The sequence below is a fragment of the Rheinheimera mangrovi genome (genome assembly GCF_003990335.1).
Taxonomy (GTDB): Bacteria; Pseudomonadota; Gammaproteobacteria; order Enterobacterales; family Alteromonadaceae; genus Pararheinheimera; species Pararheinheimera mangrovi.
Window position 1 is genome coordinate 3404473 of record NZ_CP034683.1, and the last position, 24851, is coordinate 3429323.

General features: G+C 51.5%; 23 protein-coding genes. 2 read left to right on the top strand and 21 right to left on the bottom strand.

All coding sequences use genetic code 11. The features are described from left to right. Positions 1 to 396 precede the first annotated feature (396 nt). The 21 genes from EK374_RS15415 to EK374_RS15520 form a co-directional block, all read right to left on the bottom strand. Positions 397 to 3030, bottom strand: coding sequence for a TonB-dependent receptor (locus EK374_RS15415; RefSeq protein ID WP_164731891.1), 2634 nt, complete (start codon positions 3028 to 3030; stop codon positions 397 to 399). A gap of 338 nt (positions 3031 to 3368) precedes the next feature. After that, positions 3369 to 4532, bottom strand: coding sequence for a CaiB/BaiF CoA transferase family protein (locus EK374_RS15425; RefSeq protein WP_127025438.1), 1164 nt, complete (start codon positions 4530 to 4532; stop codon positions 3369 to 3371). Positions 4533 to 4592: 60 nt separating this feature from the next. Next, positions 4593 to 5783 (bottom strand): CaiB/BaiF CoA transferase family protein, encoded by a 1191-nt coding sequence (locus EK374_RS15430; protein WP_127025440.1) that lies wholly within the window; start codon positions 5781 to 5783, stop codon positions 4593 to 4595. A 14-nt stretch (positions 5784 to 5797) separates the two neighbouring features. Further along, on the bottom strand, positions 5798 to 6973 hold the full coding sequence (locus tag EK374_RS15435; RefSeq protein WP_127025442.1) for an acyl-CoA dehydrogenase family protein: 1176 nt from the start codon (positions 6971 to 6973) through the stop codon (positions 5798 to 5800). A gap of 26 nt (positions 6974 to 6999) precedes the next feature. Further along, positions 7000 to 7518 carry a MaoC family dehydratase gene (locus tag EK374_RS15440; protein ID WP_127025444.1) on the bottom strand — a complete coding sequence of 173 codons (519 nt, stop codon included), beginning with the start codon at positions 7516 to 7518 and terminating at the stop codon, positions 7000 to 7002. A gap of 18 nt (positions 7519 to 7536) precedes the next feature. Continuing rightward, a complete protein-coding gene (locus EK374_RS15445; protein ID WP_206099222.1) occupies positions 7537 to 8373 on the bottom strand; it encodes an HpcH/HpaI aldolase/citrate lyase family protein in 837 nt (278 codons plus the stop codon). After that, positions 8370 to 9248: a polysaccharide deacetylase family protein gene (locus tag EK374_RS15450; protein WP_127025446.1), complete on the bottom strand. Its 879-nt coding sequence runs from the start codon at positions 9246 to 9248 to the stop codon at positions 8370 to 8372. The genes EK374_RS15445 and EK374_RS15450 overlap by 4 nt, the downstream gene beginning before the upstream one ends. A 56-nt stretch (positions 9249 to 9304) precedes the next feature. After that, positions 9305 to 10147: an SDR family NAD(P)-dependent oxidoreductase gene (locus EK374_RS15455; RefSeq protein WP_127025448.1), complete on the bottom strand. Its 843-nt coding sequence runs from the start codon at positions 10145 to 10147 to the stop codon at positions 9305 to 9307. Between the two features lie 2 nt (positions 10148 to 10149). Further along, a complete protein-coding gene (locus EK374_RS15460; RefSeq protein WP_127025450.1) occupies positions 10150 to 10464 on the bottom strand; it encodes an REDY-like protein HapK in 315 nt (104 codons plus the stop codon). A 253-nt stretch (positions 10465 to 10717) separates the two neighbouring features. Continuing rightward, complete coding sequence (locus EK374_RS15465; RefSeq protein ID WP_127025452.1) at positions 10718 to 11431, bottom strand: hypothetical protein; 714 nt, start codon at positions 11429 to 11431, stop codon at positions 10718 to 10720. A 99-nt stretch (positions 11432 to 11530) separates the two neighbouring features. Next, positions 11531 to 12097 (bottom strand): hypothetical protein, encoded by a 567-nt coding sequence (locus tag EK374_RS15470; protein ID WP_127025454.1) that lies wholly within the window; start codon positions 12095 to 12097, stop codon positions 11531 to 11533. A 469-nt stretch (positions 12098 to 12566) separates the two neighbouring features. Beyond that, a complete protein-coding gene (locus tag EK374_RS15475) occupies positions 12567 to 13736 on the bottom strand; it encodes a CaiB/BaiF CoA transferase family protein (RefSeq protein WP_127025456.1) in 1170 nt (389 codons plus the stop codon). 12 nt (positions 13737 to 13748) lie between these two features. Next, a complete protein-coding gene (locus tag EK374_RS15480; RefSeq protein ID WP_127025458.1) occupies positions 13749 to 15098 on the bottom strand; it encodes an amidase in 1350 nt (449 codons plus the stop codon). Positions 15099 to 15111: 13 nt separating this feature from the next. After that, positions 15112 to 16518: a phenylacetate--CoA ligase family protein gene (locus tag EK374_RS15485; RefSeq protein ID WP_127025460.1), complete on the bottom strand. Its 1407-nt coding sequence runs from the start codon at positions 16516 to 16518 to the stop codon at positions 15112 to 15114. 4 nt (positions 16519 to 16522) lie between these two features. Next, complete coding sequence (locus EK374_RS15490) at positions 16523 to 17893, bottom strand: MmgE/PrpD family protein (protein WP_206099223.1); 1371 nt, start codon at positions 17891 to 17893, stop codon at positions 16523 to 16525. Between the two features lie 10 nt (positions 17894 to 17903). Then, a complete protein-coding gene (locus EK374_RS15495; RefSeq protein ID WP_127025462.1) occupies positions 17904 to 19289 on the bottom strand; it encodes an MmgE/PrpD family protein in 1386 nt (461 codons plus the stop codon). A gap of 4 nt (positions 19290 to 19293) precedes the next feature. Further along, positions 19294 to 19656 carry a hypothetical protein gene (locus EK374_RS15500; protein WP_127025464.1) on the bottom strand — a complete coding sequence of 121 codons (363 nt, stop codon included), beginning with the start codon at positions 19654 to 19656 and terminating at the stop codon, positions 19294 to 19296. Beyond that, positions 19653 to 20855 (bottom strand): class I SAM-dependent methyltransferase, encoded by a 1203-nt coding sequence (locus tag EK374_RS15505; protein ID WP_127025466.1) that lies wholly within the window; start codon positions 20853 to 20855, stop codon positions 19653 to 19655. The genes EK374_RS15500 and EK374_RS15505 overlap by 4 nt, the downstream gene beginning before the upstream one ends. Then, complete coding sequence (locus EK374_RS15510) at positions 20852 to 21583, bottom strand: hypothetical protein (RefSeq protein WP_127025468.1); 732 nt, start codon at positions 21581 to 21583, stop codon at positions 20852 to 20854. Before EK374_RS15510 ends, EK374_RS15505 begins: the two co-directional genes overlap by 4 nt. A gap of 108 nt (positions 21584 to 21691) precedes the next feature. After that, a complete protein-coding gene (locus EK374_RS15515; protein WP_127025470.1) occupies positions 21692 to 22111 on the bottom strand; it encodes a PaaI family thioesterase in 420 nt (139 codons plus the stop codon). Next, the gene (locus EK374_RS15520) at positions 22111 to 22884 is read right to left on the bottom strand and encodes an enoyl-CoA hydratase/isomerase family protein (RefSeq protein ID WP_127025472.1); all 774 of its coding nucleotides are present in this window, start codon (positions 22882 to 22884) and stop codon (positions 22111 to 22113) included. The genes EK374_RS15515 and EK374_RS15520 overlap by 1 nt, the downstream gene beginning before the upstream one ends. A gap of 163 nt (positions 22885 to 23047) precedes the next feature. Here EK374_RS15520 and EK374_RS15525 point away from each other — a divergent pair, with 163 nt between their 5' ends. After that, entirely contained in the window at positions 23048 to 24343 is a 1296-nt protein-coding gene (locus EK374_RS15525) for a 3-isopropylmalate dehydratase large subunit (RefSeq protein ID WP_127025474.1), read from the top strand. Continuing rightward, on the top strand, positions 24340 to 24843 hold the full coding sequence (locus EK374_RS15530; RefSeq protein WP_127025476.1) for a LeuD/DmdB family oxidoreductase small subunit: 504 nt from the start codon (positions 24340 to 24342) through the stop codon (positions 24841 to 24843). Before EK374_RS15525 ends, EK374_RS15530 begins: the two co-directional genes overlap by 4 nt. Positions 24844 to 24851 lie beyond the last annotated feature (8 nt).

A 24851-nucleotide genomic window follows, 5' to 3' on the forward strand; every position in this document is an offset into this window, starting at 1 on the left:
AGCAGCCAACCTTTCCCCCACCAAGCAACCATCAGCCAGCTTTAATGCATGGCTTTAACTTTGCTGACAGCAGTAGCGCTAACGACAGCCTTAGGGTTAAGCAAAATGACACTGCCAGCGGCTCAGTCTGCAACGCAGCGGATACCAATCACAAAGGGTAGCCAGTAAAAATCCTCTGCTCCTGACTGGCAGCAGCGACAGCAAGCGCTTTGACCGCCCCCAGCCAGAGAACTCCAATGAAGACCACAAACTGTAGATTTGAGTCCGGGACTATGCCCGGAGACTGTGGCTTTGCGCTTTCTTTATGTGGTTTACCACGCTGAATAAAGCCTAATTTGCGAGAGCTAAAAAAAAGCCCCGACTTAAGCCAGGGCAATTCCAGAGGAGAATCCAGGATCAAAACTTATAAGCGAAGTTCACACCAGCCATACGTCCCATGCGCGGTTCAACCACAAACTGAGGTTTGCTGTTCCACAAGTACTTACGATAGCCGCCTGAAGGCGTATCATTGTCGGTGATATTGTCGACAAAAACGCTCAGACGAATGTTTCTGGTTTCCAGACCTATAGTGCCTTTGACTGTATGAGACGAAGGTAACTCGGTCAGGTTTAACGCATCCAGATATTGACTGGAGCGATAACTGACTGACAACTCAGAAAAGCTGTTTAAAAAGCCCCAGTCACGCACGTAGTCAACGCTCAACTTAGCTGTAACCTTTGACGTACGAGGCATTTTACGGCCTGATACATCACCGTCAGATACCAGAGTACCAGGCGGCGGTACCTGGATCTGGCCAACCACACCAAATCGCGGCGGAGTAGTACTGACGACTGTTGCAGTTTGAGTGACTGTATACGGAGTTCCTTTCATGCCCTGAGCTTCATAATCAAGGAAACCAAATTCAGGGCCTAAACCACCTTTTACCACTGAGGCATCATTGTATGCCGCCGCAAAATTCAAGCCGAAGTTCGACGTGATCTGCCAACGACCATCCAGCTCTATACCTTCCACTTCAGTTTTACCGAGGTTGGTTACTATTACAGCTGGTACTGCATTGGCCTGATTACCCAATGTAGAGAAATCGCGCACTTGTTGCTTATCCCAGTCAATATAATAAGCAGCTAAGTTGAAGCGTAATTTGCTATCAAACAGGAAAGATTTGATACCTGCCTCGTACGTCCAGTTTTGCTCTGGTTCAAAGGTCATTTCTTCACCTTCAGCAGAGCCGTTTAAACCGCCAGACTTAGCGCCTTTACCAATATTGACGTAATACAGAGTCGTTTCGTTGGCGTCATAATCAAAGGTCAGACGAGGCGTAAAGTAGCTCCATGAACCATCCATTTCACCTGTTGGGAACAAAATACCAGGCGCACGGCTGTCCGTATGGTTATCAGCAAATTTATCTTCATTGGTCCAGCGGCCTTCCAGCGCCGTGGTCAGTTTTTCGGTTAAGCTAAATTCAGCAGAACCAAAGACCGACTTAGTCACCGTATCGTAATAAGTGCCCTGCAACATCGCCAAACCGTTGGTTTCATAACCATTGCCAAAAGCGTTCAGGATCATAGCTGAATAAGGATCGGCGCCTATAACCCCCATATTCGTGCTCTGTTCCAGCTTCAGCTTGCTGTAAAACGCCCCTGTCGCCCAATCAATATCGTTGTGGCTGCCAGTAAAGCGCAATTCATGGCTATATTCCTGTCTGTCATCATTAGGCTGGCCACCCACATCGTAACCCTGCAGCCCAGTGAAGAAAGTTAAACCGCTTGCAGCAGACGATGATGTTTGCACATAAGCTGGTTTGGTTGGTAAGGGTAAAGATTGAACCACTGCGGTTGGCAATACGGCCATACCAGCATAGTTATTCAATTGCCCCAGACTAATGTCATACTCTGAGCTGTTGAAACCAGCCAGATAAGTGATAGAAAACTCTTCCAGATTCTGTTCAACAACCAGGCTAGTGCGGTCAGCCGTACGCTTAGTGCCTGTTGCTTCAGGAGCTACACCAGCAAAGCTCTCTGTCCACAGCTCGTTATCAACCACACCTATGTATTTTTGCGGATCGCCAGTATAAACCCAGGGGGCAATAAATTCCCATTGGCCGGTTTGCGCGTTCTGATTTACATGCACCCCTTTAATCAATACCCCCAATTCCTGGCTGACGTTACGGATACCATAGCCGGCATTGTGCTTTACGTGTGCAGTAGCGCGTGGGGATTCTTTGGTATCAATAATGGTATGCGCCAAACTTACTTTGGTGGTGTCAGTATCGTAGACCAGTTTTAAACGAGCCATTTCGTTGTCAGATTCACCCAGCCGGCGGTCATCTATCTTTTCACCGGTGATGGTATTGGTGTTACGGATAGTTGATCCTGAACTGGAGTCGCTTAAATCCAGTCTGGCTTTGAAATTTTCAGTTAAGGCACCACTGGCATAAAAATGCGCGTTGTGCATGCTGTGAGTACCAGCTGAGGTATCAATACCACCTTCAAACTTGTCTGTAGGGTCTTTAGTAATGTAGTTAATCGCACCAGCAAAAGCATTGCGACCGTAGATAGCAGACTGAGGTCCACGCACTACTTCAACACGTTGTAATCCGCCAAAAGGCAGAAAAGTTGCATCGCGCCCCGACGCATACACACCGTCAATAAAGACCGCAACGTTCGTTTCATCTCCTACCAGACCTGGCTGCGCCAGACCACGGATAACAGGACTACCTGACGCCATACCACCTATAGAGTCGTAGGTGACGCCCGGTGTGGCATCGATAATGTCGTTGACATTACGAAGCCCGGTACGGACCATTTGTTCACCACTATAGGAGCTAACGGAAACAGGGATTTTATTAAGCAACTCCTCCCTGAAACGTGCTGTCACTATAATTCGTTCAATGGCTTCTGCCGATTCATCTTGCTTAACTGATTCTTGTTGCTTTGCTGGTTCCTCAACCTGTTGCTCCTGTGCTTGTAAACCGTCCATAACAAGCGCACCTAGCAGTATCGGATACCCTAACCTGAATGATGTTGTTGACATAGGATCACCTTCCCAATGTTGCATTTTTAATTTTTATTTTTGGACGTAACCGATACTGCATTGGCTCGACTCATTGTTATAATGATATCATTATATATCAAATGTCAACGAACAAATTGTGTTCAACGCAAAGATTATTTGAATAACATATTGCTCAGGGTTATTGAAAGATGTCCGGATAAAAAAAGTCATAATAAAACAAAACGTTAAGCTAATTTTACTGAACTATTTTTCTGAGCCTTTGATAGCGGGTCTAAGGCAATAAGCCCTAAATCCGCTGTTGATTTTGGGCTTATGCTTTGACTGGTATTGATCTAAAAACTAAAAATGCGACAGCTTTAACCTAAAAAAGCCCCCTTGGCTTGCATCTGATCAATCTCAGCATCGCTGTAACCCAGTGCTGTCAGTTGCTGTTTGGTATGTTCACTAAAAAGCGGTAAGCGAAAATTCGGTCTGGCAGGTTCATTTTTGTATTTAATCGGCACACCCAGGTGCAAACTGCCTTCTTCATCCGTCAGCAGCATGCCGCGTTCCTGCAAATGCGGGTCGCGAATGGCCTCGTTCAAGCCACGCACCGGTGCCCAACACAAATCAATCTGCGCCAGAAACTGCTGCCAATGTGCTAAAGGCTGGCTTAAAAAAGTATCGCGTAAAAAAGCTTTCACCGGATCCTGTTCAGGCCCCGGACTTAACTTGCACAGTGCCAGCAAGTCGGGTCTGCCAAGTGCCGTCAGCAGATTTTCGGCAAACTTCAATTCACTGCCGCCCAGCGTCAGATAATGCGCGTCGGCCGTTTGGTAAATCTGATAAAAAGCCGAACCGCCCCAGCTGCGTTCTTGTTTTACAACGGCAGAACGCTGCTGTGCAAAAGGTGGCCCCATCACATTGGCATACCAGGCTACCAGCGAATCCTGCATCGAAATATCAAGGTAATCGCCTGTGCCAGTTTGCTGTTTTTTCAACAGCGCCATCAATACGCCGGAAAAAGCCATCAGGCTGCCTGCCATATCGGCCACTGGCATGCCAGGCATTGCCGGTTTACCGTCCTGACCTTCGTTAATAAACACCGCTCCTGAGTCGGCCTGAATACTTAAATCATGTGCAGGTTGCAGCGCTTTTGGCCCGGTCTGGCCATAGGCGGAGATAGAGCAATAAACAATACCAGGGTTAACAGCTTTGATGGTGTCGTAATCCAGCCCCAGCCGTTTCATCACACCGGGCCGGAAGGCTTCCACCAGCACGTCTGCGGTTTCACATAAATTCAGAAAGGCAGCTTTGCCATCGTCTGATTTCAGGTTCAGATTGATACTTTTTTTACCGCGAAACACATTACGAAACCACACCGACTGGTCATTTTGCTTCAACCCTATAGCGCGCACCGGCTCGCCACCGGCAGGCTCAAGTGCTATCACTTCGGCACCATGGTCGGCCATCATCATGGTAAAGTGCGGCCCCGGCAGGAACAGCGATAAATCCAATACCCGGATCCCTTGCAATTTCATAGTTATTCTCCTGAATCATCACATCATCAGCACCGTCGTGCCTGCAACTACAGAGCCCGGCTAAATGGCGCCCTCAGCACGCAAAGCAGCGATTTGTTCCGCACTGTAGCCAAGCTCAGCCAGCAACGCTTGCGTGTCATGCCCCATCTCACCTGCCGCCTTGCCTGCCATGCGCTGCCCGTCGATTTTGATTGGACAACCCAGAATTTGCATATCCGCCTGCTGCGGATGTGGCACTGTGCGCACCATGCCAATATCGCGGATATAAGGGTTGGTCAGGGCTTGCGGCAAGTCCAGCACAGGCGCACAAGGAATATGGCCTTTGAGCTTCTCCAGCCAATAAGCGGTCGGTTCAGTACTCAGCACCGCATCCAGTTCGCGGGTTAACTCATCACGCTGTTCACGCCGCAGTGCCAAGGAGGCAAATTGCGGCTGTTTCAGCTTTGGCTCTGCCAGCAGATCGGTCAGCACCTGCCAGAACTTGTCGGTCATCGCCATCAGAAAAATAAAGCCATCGGCTGTTTTATACAGCTGACAAGGCACAGTAGCCGGATGGGCTGAACGCGGCAGCCGCTCTGTGACATGACCCTGATTCAAATACCAGGTGGCGGGGTACGACAACTGATGCAAAGCCACATCAAACAACGACACATCCACATCGCGGCCCTGGCCGGTGCGATGCGCCCCCAACAGCGCGGCAGTCAGCCCAAGCGAAGCCACAGCCCCTGTCATAAAGTCGACCATAGACACACCAAAACGGGCCGGTGGCTGGCCAGGTTCGCCGGTTAACGACATTAAGCCTGCTTCGGCCTGCATTAAGTAGTCATAACCAGGCCAGTTGGCGCGGTCGTTGTCGCGGCCATAGGCCGACAAATGACCACAGACAATTTTCGGATTGATCTGCTTTAACGCCTGATAGGTTAGCCCCAGCTTGTCAGGCTGATCACCACGTAAGTTATTGGTGACCGCATCGGCACTTTGCACCAACTGCTCAAAAATACGCCGGCCTGAGGCTTGCTTTAAATCCAGCGTCAGGCTCTTTTTGTTCAGATTAAAGGTTTGGAAAAAGTAGCTGTCGTTGTCACCCAGAAAAAACGGCCCGGTCTGGCGCGACACATCGCCGCCTATGGCCGGATTTTCAATTTTGATCACCTCCGCGCCCAGATCAGCCAAAAACATCGAGCCATAAGGCCCGGCGCCATATTGTTCAACCGCAATAATGCGAACGCCCTGCAGCGGCAATGTTTTCATACTGAGTTCCGCCGTTAAATTTTGTAACGTTCAATCAATTGTTTGGCAATGATAATGCGCTGCATCTCATTGGTGCCTTCGCCGATACACATCAGCATGGCGTCGCGGTAGTAGCGCTCAATGTCGTACTCCACCGAGTAGCTGTAACCACCAAAAATACGCATGGCTTCGTTGGCACAAAACACACCAGCTTCAGAACCAGCGAACTTGGCCATACCAGCTTCCATATCGCAGCGTTCGCCCGCATCGTACTTAGCCGCCGCCTGCTCAATCAGCAAACGGGCTGCTTCCACCTGCACCGCCATTTCACCCAGCTTCAGCTGAATGGCCTGATGATTGGCAATGGCTTTGCCAAAAGCTTCACGCTCCTGCGCATAACGTACCGCCAGCTCCATCGCCCCCAGCGCTATACCAGCACCGCGGGCGGCCACATTAATACGGCCTAATTCCAGCCCACCTAAAGCCTGCACAAAACCCTGGCCTTCCACTTCACCAATCAGATTGGCCGCCGGCACTCTGCAGTCTTCAAACACCACCTCACAGGTATCAATAGCGCGATAACCCATTTTCTTCAGCTTCGACACTTTAATACCAGGCTTAAAATTGCCTTGCCCGTCTTTGGTTTCGACAATAAACATACTGGTGCCTTTATGCGCCGGTTGAATGCTGCTGTCGGTTTTTACCAATACGGCCAGTGAGTTACCGTTTAATGAGTTGGTGATCCAGGTTTTGGTGCCGTTCAGAATATAGTGGTCACCATCGCGCACCGCGGTGGCACGTATAGCTTGTAAATCAGTACCGGCATTGGGTTCGGTCAGGGCTACACCACCGCGTAATTCACCGCTGGCCATCCGCGGTAAAAAGCGCTCTTTTTGTGCTGCTGTACCAGCCCGTTCTATGGCGGAGGCCTGGATCAGATGAGAGTTAAAAATGCCGCTCGGTGCCATCCAGGCGGAGGCCACCTTTAATACAATTTTGGCATAGATGGTCGCTGGCAAACCCAGGCCACCATACTGCTGGCCAATAGTGGCACCAAACAGGCCCAGCTCTTTCATTTGCGCAACCAGCTCATGCGGGTATTTATCGGCCTGATCGTATTCCTGGGCGATGGGCCGGACTTCGTTTTCCACCCATTTGTTGATCATATCCAGAATGGCGATTTCATCTTCTTTACTGTACTGCTCTGCCATGGTGTATCCGCCTTAGTAGTTCACTTTTAGTAATTCACTTTGTCTTCAACCGAATAGCCTTGTTTGGCGATCAGCATTTTTCGGATAAAACTGCACACCACCACACCATGCTGGTTAAAGCCTGTGGTTTTGACCGTGACAATGCCTGCACCAGGTCTGGATTTGGATTCACGTTTATCCAGCACTTCCGACTCAGCCGTCAGGGTGTCGTCTTCAAACACAGGGTGCGTCAGCTTGATATCGTCCCAGCCCAGATTGGCAATGGCTTTCTGGCTGACATCAGTCACGCTCATCCCCACCATCAGCGCCACAGTCAGCGGCGAGCAGACAATGCACTTACCAAACTCACTAGCTTTGGCGTATTCGTCATCAAAGTGCATAGGGTGAGTATTCATCGTCAGCAGAGTGAACCAGGTATTGTCGGTTTTAGTGATAGTGCGGCCTGGGCGATGCTCGTAAATATCGCCGATGTTGAACTCTTCGTAATGTCTGCCGAAGGATTCACGAAAACGTTTCTCACTGATTTGCTTAATATTTTGTACCATGTTCTCTCTCACTTATTGTTAACAGTTATCGCCGTTCCGCTCACCGGCAAAAGCCAAAATGCGTTGACAGCCCAGGATCACCGGCCTGTCTATCATCCGTCCCTGCACCACCAGCACGCCGCCACTGTGATTGGCTGTGGCGGCCAGTACAGCTTTGGCGTAGTCCAGTTGTGCAACTGTTGGCAGCAAGGCCTGATGAATAGCGGCCACCTGTTTCGGGTGGATCGCTGCTTTGCCGGTAAAGCCCAGCGCTTTGATTTTTTTGGTTTCGGCCTGCAGCGCCTTTTCGTTGTCTACATCGATAAAAGGCACATCAATCAGCTGCAAACCAGCACCAGCAGCTGCCAGCACCAGCTGACTGCGGGCAAACAGCAAAGGCTCGTAACTGAAGTCACAGCCCAGCTCCGCCGACAGATCAGCGCCACCAAACATTAGTGCCACCAGCGATTTACTGGCTTTGGCAATGGTGCTGGCCTGCTGCAAACCACTAATAGTTTCGATCAGCGCAATCAGCCTGCATTGCACCGGCAGCGTAATAGCGGCCCGTTGCACATCCAGCGCGCTCTGGCATTTCGCCAGCATCAGCACTGCCGGAGGATATTGCTTAAAGGCCTGCAGATCCTGCTCGCCCCAGGCGGTTGACAAGGCATTGATCCGCACACAAATACGGCTGCGATCGGCAGGAAGTAACGAGGCCAAATAGTCCTGCACGCTGCGTCTGGCTGCTTGTTTTTGTTCAGGCGCCACAGCATCTTCCAAATCAATACAGATCAGATCGGCACCTGCGCCCAGCGCTTTGGCAAAACGCTCTGGCCTGTTGCCTGGCACAAACAATAAGGAGCGCAGCAGCATCATGCCAATGCTCCGGTCGCAGCTGGCACCTGCGCCTGAAAGTGGCTGGCTATTTGTTCACGGCTGGCATACCAGACTCCGGGTTTGCTGCGCACATAGCGGAAAAACTCTTCCAAAGCCCAGATCCGGCCCGGCCGGCCAATAATGCGCAAGTGCAGCCCCAGACTCATCATCCGCGGTTTATGCTCACCTTCGCTGTACAGCACGTCAAAGCTGTCTTTGGCGTATTTCAGCCACTGCTCAGGGGTGTACGACGCCGCCACCCACATTTTCATATCGTTGGTGTCTATGGCATAAGGCAGGATAATCATTGGTTGCTCTGAGCCATTCACAGCGGCCCAGAACGGCGCATCAGCGCTGTAGTCGTCCATATGGTATAAAAAGCCTTCCTGTTGCAGCAGGCGACGGGTGTTTTCGGTATATAAATAACGCGACAGCCAGCCCAGCGGTCTTTTGCCTGTGCTGCTTTCAATACTGCTGACGGCAGCGCGGATAAACTCACGCTCTTGCTGTTCATTCATGCGGAACTGATGCACCCAGCGGTAACCATGAGCACAGGTTTCATCGCCACGGCGGCGAATCTCCTGCGCCAGCCAGGGTGCGCGCTCCAGACTGACAGCAGCAGCCGACCAGCTGGCACGGATCTGATACTGGTCAAGCAGGCGGATAATACGCTCAGCACCTTCGTTCAGGCCGTACTGATAATTCGATTCATTGCCGTAATTGCGGATAGGCTTTTTTACATGCACCTGCAGTTCGTCCACCGGCTCCATACCGGCATCGCCGTCTTTCACATTGTATTCGGAGCCTTCTTCCACATTCACTACCACAGATAACGCCAGCCGGGCGTTGTCTGGCCATGAGTATTGCGCTGTCATCGCTGCTTCCTGTAAGGCCGCCAGACGGCAGGCCGCTTTAAGAGTTAATTCCAGGGTTAATGGTATTCTTCGCCACCTGACACATTCATCGCTTCGCCTGTGATGTAAATGGCCTGGTCGGAACATAAAAAGGCGCAGGCTTTAGCGATATCCTGCTGCAAGCCAGGGCGGCCCAATGGAATGCGATCCCGCATATCCTGCATGTACTTGTCGTACCCTTTGCCTGTGACTTGTGAAAAATGCGCGTTTTGCCAGGCACCAAGCCCGGTAGTGATGTGATTGGGGCAAATCTGATTGACATTTATGCCATGGCATCCCAGTTCTAACGCCGCTACCCGGGTTAACCCTGTCATGCCATGTTTGGAGGTGGTATAAGCCGATGCATGGGCAAAAGCCGATTTGGACGCCTGCGAGCCAATATTGATGATCTTGCCGCCCTGCCCTTGTTTCACCATTTGCTCGGCCGCGTACTTAATACCCAAAAAGCTGCCACGCAGATTGACGTTCAGCACCGTATCCCATTCGGCCACGTCCATCTCCAGGATAGGTTTCATCAAATAACCCACACCGGCGTTGTTGACCCAAATATCCAGGCGGCCAAAATGCTGCACTGCAAACTGCACTGCAGCCTGCACCTCTACCGCGTTCAGTACATTGCACACCACAGCAGCAGCTTCACCGCCAGCAGCCTGAATTTCTGCCACTATGTCCAGCATCTCCTGCGAGCTGCCAATAGCTCCTTCCGGCAAATGCTCGCCAGCAGGTGCGCCAATATCGGTGATCACCACTTTGCAGCCTTCAGCCGCCAGCCGTTTGGCCATGGCTTCACCTAAGCCCAGTTTGCGGCCAGCGCCGGTAATCACCGCCACCTTGCCAGCTAAATCTGCATAGTGCGCCATCATCAGCCCCCGACTTGTTCGGTCAGAATAAACAATGGGCTATCGGCAAACTGCTGAAACTCGGCCGCTACTTTTTGCATAGCAGCAGTGCTGACATCCTGGCCAAACTGCGCCATATCATTCACGCGGATCAGTTCAATGTATTGGTAAGGCGGTTTGTTATCGCTCATCAGCAAGGACTGAGCTTTCAGTAGACGAAACTCATCCACAGAGGGCAAAGCACCAGCCACAGGTAAATCCGTAGTTTTAGCCCAGTGTTCGTACGCGGCCTGGTCGGCTGTAGTTTTTAAGTTAAACAGCACCACTAAAGTTGTCATGGTTATCTCCGAACCTGAATTGTCCGGACAAATCTAACCAGCCCCTGGCGGGGTGTCTATCAACCAGAGGCGGCTGAATTGACATTTGACAAAGAGAGGCAAATGACGGGCTTGGGGGAGTAAAAGCTGGGGGGAGTGGACGGCTTAGAGCGAAAAATGGACATAATGCGCGCAGCACAGGCCGGACCCCACACTGCGGTTGAAGTCCCAGCCACCTAGTGGCCGATTTTGCCAGCGTTTGTTATAAAGAAACTTACTTGAGACTATGCTTGTCCCTACCTATCAGAATTGTCATAACCCCATTTTTGACTTTATGGTTAAATATGACGGGAGCACTTTTATCTCTCCAATCTTGCTCATCAAGCGCTTTAGAAAATAAAGCACCTAGGTACATTGCATTATTATCATTCGCCAAGAGTTTTAACTCACAGATAGTTTTTTTACAAGTTAGCTCTTGAATATCAAATTTATTCTCTTTGTCTGCCGCAATAAAATTGCGGATATTTGCTTCGTATTCATACGCCCAACTCCCATCAACATCTTCTTCTCTAAGTTGCTTAAGCGCTGTATCTACAATACTTTCTCCGCTTCTGATTCTATTAGTAAAAGCCAATAAAACATCGGTATCATTTTTTGTTTCTATATTATCGGATGCCAAAGACTCTACTTTTCTTGGTTGAGCATCAGGAACATCTGTTTTTTCTTGTGATACAGAAACTTTCTTTAGTTCTAATAGCTCTTTATTCACTAAAGCAAGTGATATTTCACTATTTTGTAATTCTAATTGATAAGCTGAAATATCACTTTTGAATTTTTTTAAATCTTCAGTCAACTGGAGATTTAGCTCGCTGAGAACTGCATAGTCCTTTACATGCTTTTCATTAGCATGATGAAATTTATATGCAGCAAATCCAGCGGATATAGTAGTGGCGGTCAGAATACTAATTAATATATTTGATAATTTCACGAAATCTCCTTATTTCTCGTTTTAATATAACGCCCGCCACAAACGCGAGCAACTTGTTGCGAGTCGAGCGCCCAGCGGGCGCGTTTTTGATGGCGCTTGTTAGGCTTGCCCTATATACATACATGCACCGATCTCTTTTGACAGATAGCCATAACCCTTTGACTCATAGATGCTAAATATACTTCTAACGACGGTTGTAGGCAGTCCAATTTCTTGGGCCAATTTTTTTCCGTCTAGCCAAGACCCAACCTCACATTTATCAACTATTGATGTTATTTCATTCATCTTGTTGGATTGTTCCGCCAAATTGCACATATACATGATGTAAGAGGGATCTGTTAGTTGTATAGAAAGTGGAAATTTACAGCCCGCAGCATTTTCTTTAGTTAGATACCCTTGCGAGTTTAAGGCTGCAATTGCACGGCTATATCTACTGTAGAACTCTTCAGGAAAATACAAGATTGCAGAGTCATCTGCCTTCAGTTGCTCATAAATTTTTATTGATACAGCTTGTATATCTTCGTGCATATAGCTAATTGGATCGCGGAGTGTTTCAATTAATTTGGCAGTTTTCACCGAATCAATCTCAGCCTGCAATTGCACAAGGGACGCTGCAACAGGAAAGTTAACACCAGCGATTCTAATCAACTTGAAAAACCAATCCATCTATATACTCCCTGTATGCCTAACATTTGTATATTGTGCTGGCACGATTTGCCTGGTTCTACCAGATGGCATGCCAGCATTAACTTATTAATAAAAATCAATTAATCACAATCAACCACTACTAGCTGCGAACAAAGCGTGCTGGCACAGTATTTCTTTTCTCTGGCCTGTTATTTTTAGGTTGGCCCACTCTAAGTATCTAAATTAGAGTGTTTTTTCTTTTTCAGCAACAGATAAATGTGCCTGTTAGCTTGTACAAAGCGTGCCTGTTTTGTGCTGAAAGCAAATAACACTGTGTATTCGCCCAGTAGTACAGGCAATATCCGCTTTTGGCACAAAGTGACTATACAACTGAATTCAGGAAACGGCCGGACAACTGCGTTAGCAGACGCTGTCCAGCAGGGTGAAGGCGGGATTTCAGCAAGTCAGTTATCTGACTTGCTGCCGACAGTACGGGTATTGCTCTCCCCTAAAGCCCCAACACCAACTCTGTATGCTCGCCCAGTTCTGGTGGCGCCAGCGGGTAGCTGATGGGGGTGGCGGAAAACTTCACCGGGTTGGCGACCAGCGGTACCTGGTAGCCTTTGGCGTGTTGCACACTGATTTGCATGCCTCTGTTTTGCACTTGCGGGTCGGCAAATACTTTATCCAGCGTATTGATGGGGCCGCAGGGCACATGGGCTTCTGACAATGCAGTCACCAGTTCATCCACTGTGCGCTGCATAAAATAAGGCGATAACAAGCCTATTAAGGTCTGCCGGTGCTGCACCCTCAGCGCATTGCTGCTAAAGCGCGGGTCGTCCGCCAGTTCAGCGCAGCCCAATACCTGACAGCAACTGCGAAACTGCCGGTCGTTGCCCACCGCCAGTAACATAAAACCATCCTGCAATTGCATCGCCTGGTACGGCACTATATTTGGATGAGCCGTGCCCAGCCGGGTGGGTACTTGCCCTGCTACCAGATAATTGGATGCCTGATTCGCCAGCCAAGCCACTTGTGTATCCAGCAGCGCCAGATCGATATGTTGGCCTGTGCCGTGGCGTTCTCTGTGATACAAAGCCGCCAGCATAGCGGACACTGCGTACATACCTGTCATTAAATCGGCCGCAGCAACCCCCACTTTTTGCGGGCCACCACCTGGCAAGTCATCGCGTTCGCCGGTCAGGCTCATCAGGCCGCCCATGCCCTGGATCATCGCATCGTAGCCAGCCCTATCGGCATAGGGGCCGGTTTGGCCAAAGCCGGTGATAGAGCAATAAATCAGCCTGGGATTCAGCTGCTGCAGGCTGGCGTAGTCCAGGCCGTATTTCGCCAGGCCCCCTACTTTGTAGTTCTCCACCAGAATATCGGCTTGCAATGCTAAAGCGCGGATCTGCTGCTGGCCTTGTTCACTGCTGATATCAATAGCCAGCGACAACTTGCCACGATTGGCACAAAGAAAATAGGCGGATTGGCCTGTGCTGTTGCCCTCTGCGTCCAGTAAAAACGGCGGCCCCCACTGACGGGTGTCGTCCCCTTCGCCCGGCTTTTCAATTTTCCAGACTTGCGCGCCATAATCTGCCAACACCTGAGTCGACCAGGGACCGGCCAGAATTCGGCTTAAATCCAGTACTTTAATGCCCTGTAAAGGTCCGGCCATGCTGTTCTCCTGTTAACACAAGGCCCGCAAAGCTGCAGGCAAACGATAGACAAAACCACTGTGCTGCTGCCACAACTCTGCCAACGCCAACAGCTGAAAATCGCTGCCATGTGGGCCCACCAGCTGCATACCGGCCGGTAATGGCTGCAAGCTCAGCATAGGAATACTCAGCGCAGGCAAGCCAGCCTGATTAGCAAAACTGGTTAAATCGGCCTGATTGGCAGGTACGGTATCGGTCAGCGAAAAAGCTCGCTGCGGCGCTGTGGGCAATAGCATAAAGTGGCCATGCGCCAGCCATTGCCTTGCAGCTACAGTGGCTTGTTCCAGCACATTCAGTGCGGTGCTGTAGTCAATGGCCGTTTTGCGCTCCGGGTAGGCCAGTAAGGCCTGCAAATAGGGGGAAAATTGCTCTTTGTGGTGTTGCCACTCAGCGGCGTATTCCAGCCTCATATCGCTTTCACAGATCAGTAAACCAGCGCGACGGGCGGCAGCAAAACCATAATGCCGTAACGCTATGGGCCTGATAACGGCGCCCATATCGCGGAACAGCTGCAGGTTGTAGTTAAAATCGGCAATGATATCGGCGGCAATATCCAGTTCGGTTAAATCTTCCGGCACCAGCAACACCAGCTTGTCCGGCAATTTTTTGCTGCGACTGATCCGCACCGCCAGCGGGCAGTTCGGGTCGAACGCTAACATTTTTTCAGCGACCAGGCTTAAGTCGCGGGCCGAACGAGCCAGTGGCCCAATACTGTCCATGATGCGGCCACAAGGCACTGTGCCCTGATTGCTGACTCCACCGCGGCTGGGTTTAAAACCAAACACGCCGCAGTACGAGGCCGGAATACGCACCGATCCCATAGTGTCCGATCCCAGCGCCACTGGCACCATACCAGCAGCCACTGCAGCACCAGAACCTCCGGACGAGCCACCCGGCGTAAAACCAGGCCGGTGCGGATTATGACAATCGCCAAAATGACTATTGTGATTAGTCGCACCCAGTGCACCTTCGTGCATATTCAGTTTGCCCACCAGACTGGCTCCGGCTGCTCTGAGCCTGGCCACCACAAAGGCATCCTGTCGCGCTATTGTCTGCCTGCGAACCTGCAGTCCTGCTGTGGTTGCTAAGCCTTTTACATCGATATTGTCTTTTACTGCCAAGGTTAAGCCTGAAAGCGGCTTCCCCTGGCTTGGCAGTACGTCGGTCTGACAAATAAACGCATTCAGTACCGGATTAAAACGGGATATCGCCAGTTGCTGCGCTGCCATTAATTCGGCAGCAGACAACTTGCCACTGTCCAGCCATTGCCGCTGCTGCACAAAATCGGCACTGATTAACTGACTATCGGGTTTATCTGTCATCGCTGCTCATCCACTAGCTAAACCGCTGATCCAGCAAGCGGATAGGTTTTTGCCGCACATCCACCTGAGTCAGAGGCGTCAGCTCGCCCTCGCCTACCAGCTCCACCAGCACTTCAATGCCAATTTTACGCTTCAGCAAAGCGCGATAATCATCCAGTAAAGCAGCCCGTTGCGGTGCAGCTGTGCTGACTTCAGCCAGCACAATCATATCGTCGCGGCCGCTGGCATCGCGCACGGCCTTGCAGATAAACTCACCCAAAAATTCGGTGCGTTCTTCCAGCATGGGCCCTATGCCTTGCGGATAAATATTAATGCCGCGCAGTTTCACCATATTGTCGCTGCGGCCCATAAAGCCACGAATACGGCGAAATGGCAGCCCCATTTGATTCGGCCCAGGCACCAGTTCGGTAATGTCATGGGTGTTAAAGCGAATAATAGGGTACAGATCGTCTTTATACAGGCAGGTGACCACCATATTGCCGCAGCCGCCTTCGGCTATCGGCTGATCGGTGTCCGGGTCCAACAGCTCCAGATAATGCGCGTCTTCCCACACATGCATGCCGTCGTGGTCCGGCCCTTCGGCCGCAATACAGCCGGTATCGCCTACGCCGTACCAGTCGAATAACTCAGGGTTGCCCCAGGCTTTGGCAATACTGTCGCGGCTTTCCATGCCGAGGTGGCCAATAATCATATCAATTTTAATATCTTTGCCAGGCTCTATACCTTCTTCGCGCGCCACATCGGATAAACGTTTAATGTAATCGACAAAACCAACCAGTACGTTCACACCAAAGGTTTTCATCAGCTGCACCTGCTGGGCCGAACGGGTTTCCACCCCAGTGCCTGCCGACAGAAAAGTCGCATTGGTGTAGTGCGTCACCGCTTCGCGAATGTAATGGCCGCCGTTGATCATGCCGTGGCCATAACAACTTTGAATAGTTGCCGCTGGTTTTAAGCCCATAAAACGGTAACTGCGGCCCACCAGTAAGCCTTGAACTTCCCGGCCTTTGGGGCCAAACACCAGCGGCTGAGGCGTGCCTGTGGTGCCACTGGTGGTATGAAATACCATCGGAGGACGCTGCTCAGCCGGTATGGAATCCATACCGTGAAAGTCCCCCAAAGGCGGGAAGCGCTCTACGCTGTCCATAATGTCGCTTTTTGAAATCAGCGGCAGTTTGCTGATATCAGCCAGGCTTTGGATATCTGCAGGCGTTACCCCGGCCTGCCCCCAAATGCGCTGATAAAATGGAATTTGCCAGGCCCGTTGCACCACTTGCATAAAACGCTGGTTTTGCAGCGCCTGTAAATCGGCCGTGGTCATGCCACGGAACTGCTGAAATAACGCCTCGCCCAAAGGGTAGTCGCGTAACATCGCCTGATAATCAAAAGATTCAAAATAAGTGGGATACGAAGCTTGCATCGGTTTACCTGTAGTGCTGACTTATCAATAGTGAGACCAAAGCATTACTATTCTGGACTTGCTCCAGCTGGTCTATGGCATTTATCAATTCCTGCCAGTCAGCATCTGAAAAAGGCACAGCGCAACTGGCAATAGCAGCGGCATTTTTCTGTTGTTGCTGTAAGGGGCTCATAGGCCGCTGCGGGTGACCAAGCACAGCGGGTAAATGCTGCTGCAATACAGTACCGTCGGTCAGAGTGACCTTCACCGTCAGTGGCGCTAAGGCGTTGGGGTCTGTGCACTGATTCAGCGACATGCTTACTTTAGTTGCCAATGCCAGCCGGGCCGGGTCTTGCAGCGCTTCGGCATCAAAATCGGTCACACTGACTGTGCCGCTTAACAAAGCACAGGCGACAATATAGCCCTGACAAAGCTTGGCATAGCTGCTGTCCATGCCCTGTTTTACCGGTCTGTCGACCAGCCGCAGAATAAGCGGTGTGCCCTCAATATGAATAGCGGCTATCGCTTCGTTGCTAAAGCCATACTGCGCTCGCAGTTGCAGCAGTCCATCCACAGCACCATGGCCAGCCCGGCCGGTCGGATAAGGTTTATGACTGACCTGTTCTATTTGATGCTGTGGGCCTAAACGACGAAAAAACTCTTCGATATCATGCTCGTTTTCATACAGCTTAAAGTAGCCAAAAGGACCATGCAGTATGTCTTTTGGGCCACTAAAACCTGCGCGGGCTAAATCCACTGCATGCATTGCAGCTCGGGCATTAATGCCTATCTGCATCGCCAGCATAGGTGAGCCTTCCACATGAGCCTGCATAGTGCCGCTCAGCTGGCTGTAGGTAATACCCAAAGCGTTATGGCTGGTGGCTCTGTCCAGCTGCAGCATGACGCAGATGCCGGCAGCTACACCTAAAGCACCACAACAGGCCGGGCGAAAAAACTTCAGGCCGGACGTGACAGCACTGCCAATGGAGGTGGCCACATCCACTGCCACCACCAGCCCCAGCAGCAATTGCTTACCGGATAGCTGATGCTGCTGCGCAGAAGCCATCAAGGCCGACAGAATAGTCGCCATAGGATGCACTACCGCTTTTTCATGCACTGCATCCCATTCCTGATTATGAATTTGAAAACCGTTAATTAAAGCCGCGCTGCCCGCGGGTAACCATTCACCTGTAGCCCAAACCTGGGCCTGGTGCGCGTCTCCCCAGCCAGCAACCGCTTGTTTGACCTGCGCTACAGTGCTGACTCTGCTGCCGCTTAAACCAACCGCCAGCGTGTCAGTGATAAAGATTTTCGCCGCCGCAATAGCGGAGGCAGGTAAGCTGTCGTAACGGCACGCCATCATATGGTCAAGCACAGCATCAATCGCAGATTTCACGCACTCATCCTTACAGAGTTTGAACAGAAAAAGGGGGCTCCAGCAGGCTAAATAGCGGATTGGTATCAGCAGCTAGCAATTCAGACTGCGGCGGCGCCAGCAACTGACACAGTGCGCTGATCTGTGGTGCTGCTACACCACCATGGCGCAGCAAGCTGCTGGCTTTTTGTCGCAGTTGCTCAATGTGGAGTGGCCGTTCCGGATCGCCCAGCGTATCAGCGAGGCGTACCTCAAAGCGGCGGCCATCCTGCAACACCAGCGTGCAACTGGCACCAAAATGTGCCGGATAGGCCTGCTCTAAGGCAGGATCCAGCTGCAGCTGAATACGTTGCCTCAACCGGCTAACGCCCTCCAACTGCAACACATCTGGTTGATAATGTGAAAGCCCCGGCTCGCCCCAAAGGATGCGGGCTGCCACAGCATGTTGAATACTGAATTTGGCTTGCTGCTCAGTATAAGGCGCCACTTTATCGCAAAAGGTTAAGGCGTCCTGATAGCAACCAATCTCGACAGACTGGACGGCTTCAGTGCTCAGCTGGTGTAAACCGGCCGCTGACAGCACAGAACTGACAGCGTCGATCGCCGGATGTGCATGACGACAGGCAGCCCAGGGTTTGAAACTGCAATGATGCGCTAACCACTGCCGCTCTGCAGCCAGCACAGCTTCTGGTTTGGCATCCTGCGACATGGCCGCAAACAGCCCTTGTGGCCCCTCCAGAATATAGGCCGGGCCTGTTAAGCCCGCTTTAGCTAAACGTGCAGCACTGACGCCACTTTTGGCCGCTTCTGCGTTATGCCATTGCTTGGTAAATACCGGCTCGTTACGCATTTGCCAAAGGCCACCGGTACGGCTGCCGGCATTGCCCAGCGCCCATACCAGTTGCTGCGGATTGAGCTGCAGCAAATAACCAGCCGCCATAGCAGCACCAAATACAGCACAGCTGGACGTATTGTGAAAATAACGGTAGTGACTGCGGCCAATGGCCCTGCCTATGCGAATACTGACTTCATAGCCGACTAAAACTGCGTTCAGAAAATGTGGCAAGCTGGCCTTAGTGTATTGCGCCATCGCCAAAGCCGCCGGGATCACCACAGGACTAGGGTGCAGTATCGAACTGCGGTGCACATCGTCCATTTCCAGCACATTGCCAAGCGCCGCATTAAACGCCAGTGCAGCTTCCAGACTGGTGCTGCTGGTCCACAAGGCGGTAAAGTCGCCGCTTTGTTCAGTGGCTAGCTGGCGAAAAGGTGCTGCAGCAGCTGCAGGTAAAGCACCGGCCACACAACTCAACCAGTCCAGTACATGCAAAGCGGCACGTTGCTGATCGGCTGGGCTAATGGCTTTGGCCAACACCTGACTGATCAGTTGTGACGTCAGCGAGCTAATGCCATTCATCAACTTAACGACTCGTCAGTTCAGCCTGGAGTTGTTCCATGCTTTTGTCGCCTGCGCTCAGTGCTTCTTTGTCCTGTTGAACCACACGAAGGATCTGCGCCCAGTACTGCTGAATAGCTTCGCTGCGCTTTGCCACTTCGGCGCTGGATGGCCGGTAGGCTTCGATGGCATCCGCAGTCAGAATGTGCTGCTGTTGCAGCACAGCTTCCAGTGTCGCAAGGCGTTCACGGGTGACCGCCAGTTCAGTTGCCAGCGCCATGGCTATCGACAGCACCTGCTCGGTTTGTTTGTCCTGCAAAAACCAGGGCCGCTGGCCTTTGGCTTTAGTGCCTGAAAGTTCAATTTTATCTATGTCGTTGCTGTTCATGGTTTTTTCCACAATCCGAAGGCATTCCATACCGGAGCGCGACCATAGTCTTCGCCCGATTCTCCCGCTTCACGCTTGCCAAAAATACGTTCGTCTACCTTGGCTCTGACGCCCACATCAAACATGTCTGCTGCATTAAAACCGGCCTGACTGAGCATGGCGGGCAAGTCCAGATCATGCATAGGGCCCCAATAGGGTTCATTGTTGAAGTAGGTATCCCAGTCGCGGATAAACTGCTCGTACAGGCCCATTTGATGGTATTGCGGCTGTTCAAGATGCAGAGTTAAACCACCGGGTTTCAGCAAACGGTTAATGGTGCGCAGGATATTAGGCATAGCGCTGTGCGAGGTTTCGTGCCAGAACATGGCCGTGGTAATTAAATCAAAACTCTCGTCGGCAAACTGCGGCAGGTCTTCACCATTGGCTTGCACAAAGCTGATATTACTGACACCCAGCGCCACAGCACGTGCATGGGCATAACGCAAACAAGGGCGCGCCACATCAATAGCTATCACTTCAGCGTCGGGAAAGGCCTGAGCTAATGGCACAATGTTATGGCCTATGGTGCAGCCAATATCCAGAATACGTTTAGGTTTAAAATCAGGGTGTTGCAGCGCCAGCCAATTGACAATAGCCTGGCCGCCGCCATCGCTTAAGCCACCAAGTAAACCGGCTGTGGTGACAAAAAGCCCGACATCATAACTAGCGGCTACTGTGACATCCGCCTCGAAGTATTCCTGATAGTAACAGCCCGGCTGACAGTGAATATCCACCTCACTGATATTGGCCGGAACCTGCACTGTAGCGTCAAGCGCTAAGCTGTGGGGTGCACTGGCGTTGAGTGCCGCCACTTGAGCAGACAAGGCATCCGCCTGACGCAAAGCGACAATACGCCCGGTCTGATGCCGCATTTCCATTGCACTGCGGCGCAGCGCACTCCAGAACTGAAAATAGCCGTTTTGCAGCATAGCCTGGCGAATTTCGTGGCGAGTTTCAGGCTCACGCTGCTGTTGCGCTACAAAAGCAGGCTTCACATGCTGCTCAAAAGCTTGTTTTACGCCGGGTAACACCCTGCTGCCTAAATGATAATTCAGATGGGTTAACACATTCAGCCGCGCCACGTCATCGTGATTGGCCTCTGGCATCACTTCATGACTGGTTAAAGCGCGCCAGGACGGCAGAGTTTTGTTTTGGCTCATGCTAATCCCCCGGCAATAATTTCGTAATGGGTTAATTCGTAATGAGTTTGCATATAGCCAGCGACCCCGGCTTTTAAAAACAGATAGTCGTCGTCCGCGGTACACCAGACGTCATAAGGCGGGTGTTCTTCCGGCAGGTTGCCAGCAGTATCCACCAGCTGAAAATGCCGGGCGTTAAAACTGCCGGCAGCAATGCTGATCTGTTCTTCGCCAACATAACGCAGGCCAAAACCGGTTTTAAACAGCAAAGGCCCTGTGGCACCTCGATGATCGGGGGAGGTTAAAAACAAATTAGGGAAAAACACTTTGCCGGGTCCGGCGGACAGATCATAAAGCCGCAGCAGTTGGGCATCACCCACTATAGGATGGGCTTGCAGCCATTTGACCGGCTCTGTGATTTCAACCCGCTGGCTGATACGGCCATCACGCTGGTTGTGGCTTTCGCATTCAACATAACCCTGAGCGAAGCGCATCCAACCGCTGCCTTCGTAGCGATCGCCAACACTAATGCGCACACTGCAATCGATCGGGCTGGCATCGGGCTGCATCGCCAGTACCACATCGCGCACCACATTCGGCTCGTCGTCAATTTCACAATGAGCGTGCAACAGCATAACCCCGTCCAACTGGCGGGTCAGGCTGAAATACTCCCTGCCCCTTTCCTTGCCAAAGCGCTCTGGCTTTTTGCTGGTGTATTGAATAGTGCCGCGAATAGTACGATGTTTCATGGAAAATGCTCTGCCAAATAACTCCTTTTGGATGAGCAAATAGTGACTGAGCAAAAACTCAAACGCGTTGATCTTTGTCAATAGAGCCAAACGGGCCAGCGTTGCGGGTTATTGACCTAACACTTTCCAAATACCGCTGGCTGTCATCACAGTGCGCTGGCTGGTGTACAGCTCACAATCGGCAAAAATCACACTGCGGCTTTGCCGCACAATGCGGCCATGACCACAGAGCAGATCACCAGGTTTAACCGCCGCCAGAAACTGGCTGTTCAGGTTTATGGTGGCAAATTTGATGTGATGCCCCACCACATCACCTATGGCCCGGTACATCACAAAATCGGCGAAAGCCAGCAGCACACCGCCATGTACCACCCCTTCGGGGTTTAAATGACAATCCCGGATCGGCAGCGCACGCACCATCTGCTGCTCATTGCTTTTTTCATAAAAAGGCCCGATGTAAGCGGAAAAGCCTTCGCTCTGGTTACATGGCGCAAAGCCATCTGCTGCTAACCGTTCCGTCCATTCCATCAATCAAACTCCACTTGCTGCTTATTGATAAAAGCTGCGGCAGCCTGTTTAAAATCCTGTTGCTCAAAGGCTTCAGCAAACAAAGGTCGTACCCGCTGCTCAGGGTACTCCGGGTCGCCGCCCAGATGAGCCAGAGTTTGTTTGATCCCACGCACCGACACGGCACTGACCTTCAGCAGACTGTTGCTATAGTCAGCTGCTGTTTGGGCTAAATCCTCAGCACTGACCACCTGATGCAGCAAGCCCCATTGCAAGGCGGTGGCGGCATCGATCATCTGGCCGCTGTACAGTAACCACTTGGCTCGGGATTCGCCTAAGCTGTTGACCAAACGGCGGCTGTCTTCAATGCTGTACAACAAGCCCAGTTTGGATGGCGTAATAGCAAAACGGGCATGATCAGCGGCCAGCCGGATATCACAACACAGTGCTATGCCCATACCGCCGCCAACACAAAGGCCATTGATCACCGCAATAGTGGCGCAGGACAAGCGCTGCAGCTTAAGCTGCGCCTGCTGCACTATGGCGGTATTGGCCGCCATCTGCTCTGGATTAGCGATCAAGCTGGCCAATTCCTGTATATCAGCACCAGCACTGAAGGCTTGATCACCAGCAGCAGTCACCAACAGCAGCCGGGGTTTGATCTGCTGCTCCAGCTCATCACAATAGTCCGCCAATTGCTGCCACATGGCCTGAGTAAAGGCGTTGCGTTTTTCCGCCCGCGAAATGGTTAAGGTGGCAGTTTTGCCGCTGACGCTCAGTGTTATGCATGACATTTATCAAAATTCCCAGAGTAAAACCAACCTTGTTCGCGCCAGCCAATATCTTAGCCGCGCAGTTTCTTTTATTGTGATACCACGCTTTGAACTACGGCGACAACCTCGACCGCAGCCTAATTTGCCACAAGGCAAAACACAGCTCAGCAGTACAGGAACTACCATGACAGAAACGCTTTACAGACCACAAACTCTGGCACAGAAGATTATTGCCCGCGCCAGCCAGAAAGATTATGTCAGCCCTGGCGAATTGGTTACCTGCCAGGTGGATTTAGTGCTGATGCACGATTCCAGCGGGCCACGACGGGTAAAAAGCCGTCTCGAAGAATTAGGCGCTAAGGTGTTTGATCCCAGCAAAGTGGTGTTAGTCAGCGACCATTTTGTGCCAGCCACTGATCCGGAAAGTGCAGAAATTCTGGCCTTAACCAGACGCTGGGCCAACGAGCAGCAGATAGGTCATTTTTATGATATGCAGGGCATTTGCCATGTCATGTTGCCGCAACAAGGCCATTTACAGCCAGGCATGTTTTTAGTGGGCGGCGACTCACATTCTCCGACCGGCGGTGCTTTTGGCACTTTTATGGTCGGCATAGGTGCCACCGAAATGACTGGGGTACTAGCGACAGGTGAGATTTGGATCAAAGTACCGGAAACAGTGCGAATTAACTGGAGCGGCCAATTGCAGCCCGGCTGCAGTGCCAAAGACATTATGCTGTTTTTATGTGCCAGACTAGGCATGAATAATAACTACAAAGTGATGGAATTTGGCGGCGAAACCGTAGCGGCCATGTCGATGTATGAACGTATGGTGCTGTGCAATATGTCGGCGGAGCTGGGCGGTAAAACCGGTATTATTGAAGCCGACGACACCACCCTGAACTGGATCCGCAACACAGGTAAAACTCCGGCAGAAGATGCCTTGCAATGGCGTACCGACAGCCAGGCCCAGTACCACAGCGTGCATCATTTTAACGCCTGTGAACTGGCGCCACAGATTGCCGCGCCTCATAGTCCGGAAAACACCAAAGCTGTCACCGAATACGACAAAGTACCTATCCATCAGGCCTATATAGGAGCCTGCACCGGTGCCAAACTATCCGATTTACATATGGCAGCCAGCATTCTCAAAGGCCGTAAAGTGGCTACAGGGACCCGACTGTTAATAGCCCCTGCTTCACTAAAAACCACAGAAGCCGCCGCCAAAGATGGCACACTGGCCACACTGACCGAAGCAGGCGCTATTCTGCTGCCAACCGGCTGCGGTGCCTGCGCTGGCATGGGAGCTGGCGCTATTGCCAATGGTGAAAACTGCCTGTCGTCTACCTCGCGTAATTTTAAAGGCCGTATGGGTTCCCCTAATTCCAATGTCTATCTGGGTTCTCCTTACAGCGTGGCCGCCGCAGCGGTCACAGGAGTGATCAGCGATCCTCGTGAACTTCTGATGGAGACAGTCCTATGAATAGCTTAATCAGCGGCAAAGCCTGGGTGTTTGGCGACAACATCGATACCGACCTGTTAGCACCAGGTGCCTATATGAAAGGCAGTATTGCCGAGCTGGCGGCTCACTGTTTAGAAGCAGTGGATCCGCACTTTGCCAGTGGGGTCAAGCCAGGCGACATTATGATCGCCGGAGAGGCCTTTGGTATTGGCTCGTCCCGCGAGCAAGCCGCTCAGGCTTTGGTTGAACTGGGTGTTGCCGCCATAGTGGCTAAATCCTTCGCCCGTATTTTTTATCGCAATGCGCTGAATCTGGGGTTGCCTGTACTGTTTTGCCCGGCACTTGCTGACGTGGCGCCAGGCGATCACATTAGTGTCGATCTGAAACAAGGCCTGGTGACCAACCACAGCCGGCAACAGCAATTTAGCTGTGAGGCCATTCCGCCTCAATTGATGGAGATCCTGGCCGCAGGTGGCCTGATGCCGCATCTCAAACAGCGTTTTGCCAAAAAAGCAGAATAGCCAGCCTG

Bases quoted from the DNA above. Each gene is read 5' to 3' on its own strand.
- EK374_RS15505 (WP_127025466.1), bottom strand. From the start codon at position 20,855: ATGAGCCAAAACAAAACTCTGCCGTCCTGGCGCGCTTTAACCAGTCAT.
- EK374_RS15470 (WP_127025454.1), bottom strand. From the start codon at position 12,097: ATGGATTGGTTTTTCAAGTTGATTAGAATCGCTGGTGTTAACTTTCCT.
- EK374_RS15425 (WP_127025438.1), bottom strand. From the start codon at position 4,532: ATGAAATTGCAAGGGATCCGGGTATTGGATTTATCGCTGTTCCTGCCG.
- EK374_RS15460 (WP_127025450.1), bottom strand. From the start codon at position 10,464: ATGACAACTTTAGTGGTGCTGTTTAACTTAAAAACTACAGCCGACCAG.
- EK374_RS15485 (WP_127025460.1), bottom strand. From the start codon at position 16,518: ATGCAAGCTTCGTATCCCACTTATTTTGAATCTTTTGATTATCAGGCG.
- EK374_RS15475 (WP_127025456.1), bottom strand. From the start codon at position 13,736: ATGGCCGGACCTTTACAGGGCATTAAAGTACTGGATTTAAGCCGAATT.
- EK374_RS15520 (WP_127025472.1), bottom strand. From the start codon at position 22,884: ATGTCATGCATAACACTGAGCGTCAGCGGCAAAACTGCCACCTTAACC.
- EK374_RS15455 (WP_127025448.1), bottom strand. From the start codon at position 10,147: ATGGCGCACTATGCAGATTTAGCTGGCAAGGTGGCGGTGATTACCGGC.
- EK374_RS15525 (WP_127025474.1), top strand. From the start codon at position 23,048: ATGACAGAAACGCTTTACAGACCACAAACTCTGGCACAGAAGATTATT.
- EK374_RS15500 (WP_127025464.1), bottom strand. From the start codon at position 19,656: ATGAACAGCAACGACATAGATAAAATTGAACTTTCAGGCACTAAAGCC.
- EK374_RS15515 (WP_127025470.1), bottom strand. From the start codon at position 22,111: ATGGAATGGACGGAACGGTTAGCAGCAGATGGCTTTGCGCCATGTAAC.
- EK374_RS15510 (WP_127025468.1), bottom strand. From the start codon at position 21,583: ATGAAACATCGTACTATTCGCGGCACTATTCAATACACCAGCAAAAAG.
- EK374_RS15415 (WP_164731891.1), bottom strand. From the start codon at position 3,030: ATGTCAACAACATCATTCAGGTTAGGGTATCCGATACTGCTAGGTGCG.
- EK374_RS15440 (WP_127025444.1), bottom strand. From the start codon at position 7,518: ATGGTACAAAATATTAAGCAAATCAGTGAGAAACGTTTTCGTGAATCC.
- EK374_RS15435 (WP_127025442.1), bottom strand. From the start codon at position 6,973: ATGGCAGAGCAGTACAGTAAAGAAGATGAAATCGCCATTCTGGATATG.
- EK374_RS15445 (WP_206099222.1), bottom strand. From the start codon at position 8,373: ATGATGCTGCTGCGCTCCTTATTGTTTGTGCCAGGCAACAGGCCAGAG.
- EK374_RS15430 (WP_127025440.1), bottom strand. From the start codon at position 5,783: ATGAAAACATTGCCGCTGCAGGGCGTTCGCATTATTGCGGTTGAACAA.
- EK374_RS15480 (WP_127025458.1), bottom strand. From the start codon at position 15,098: ATGACAGATAAACCCGATAGTCAGTTAATCAGTGCCGATTTTGTGCAG.
- EK374_RS15530 (WP_127025476.1), top strand. From the start codon at position 24,340: ATGAATAGCTTAATCAGCGGCAAAGCCTGGGTGTTTGGCGACAACATC.
- EK374_RS15495 (WP_127025462.1), bottom strand. From the start codon at position 19,289: ATGAATGGCATTAGCTCGCTGACGTCACAACTGATCAGTCAGGTGTTG.
- EK374_RS15450 (WP_127025446.1), bottom strand. From the start codon at position 9,248: ATGACAGCGCAATACTCATGGCCAGACAACGCCCGGCTGGCGTTATCT.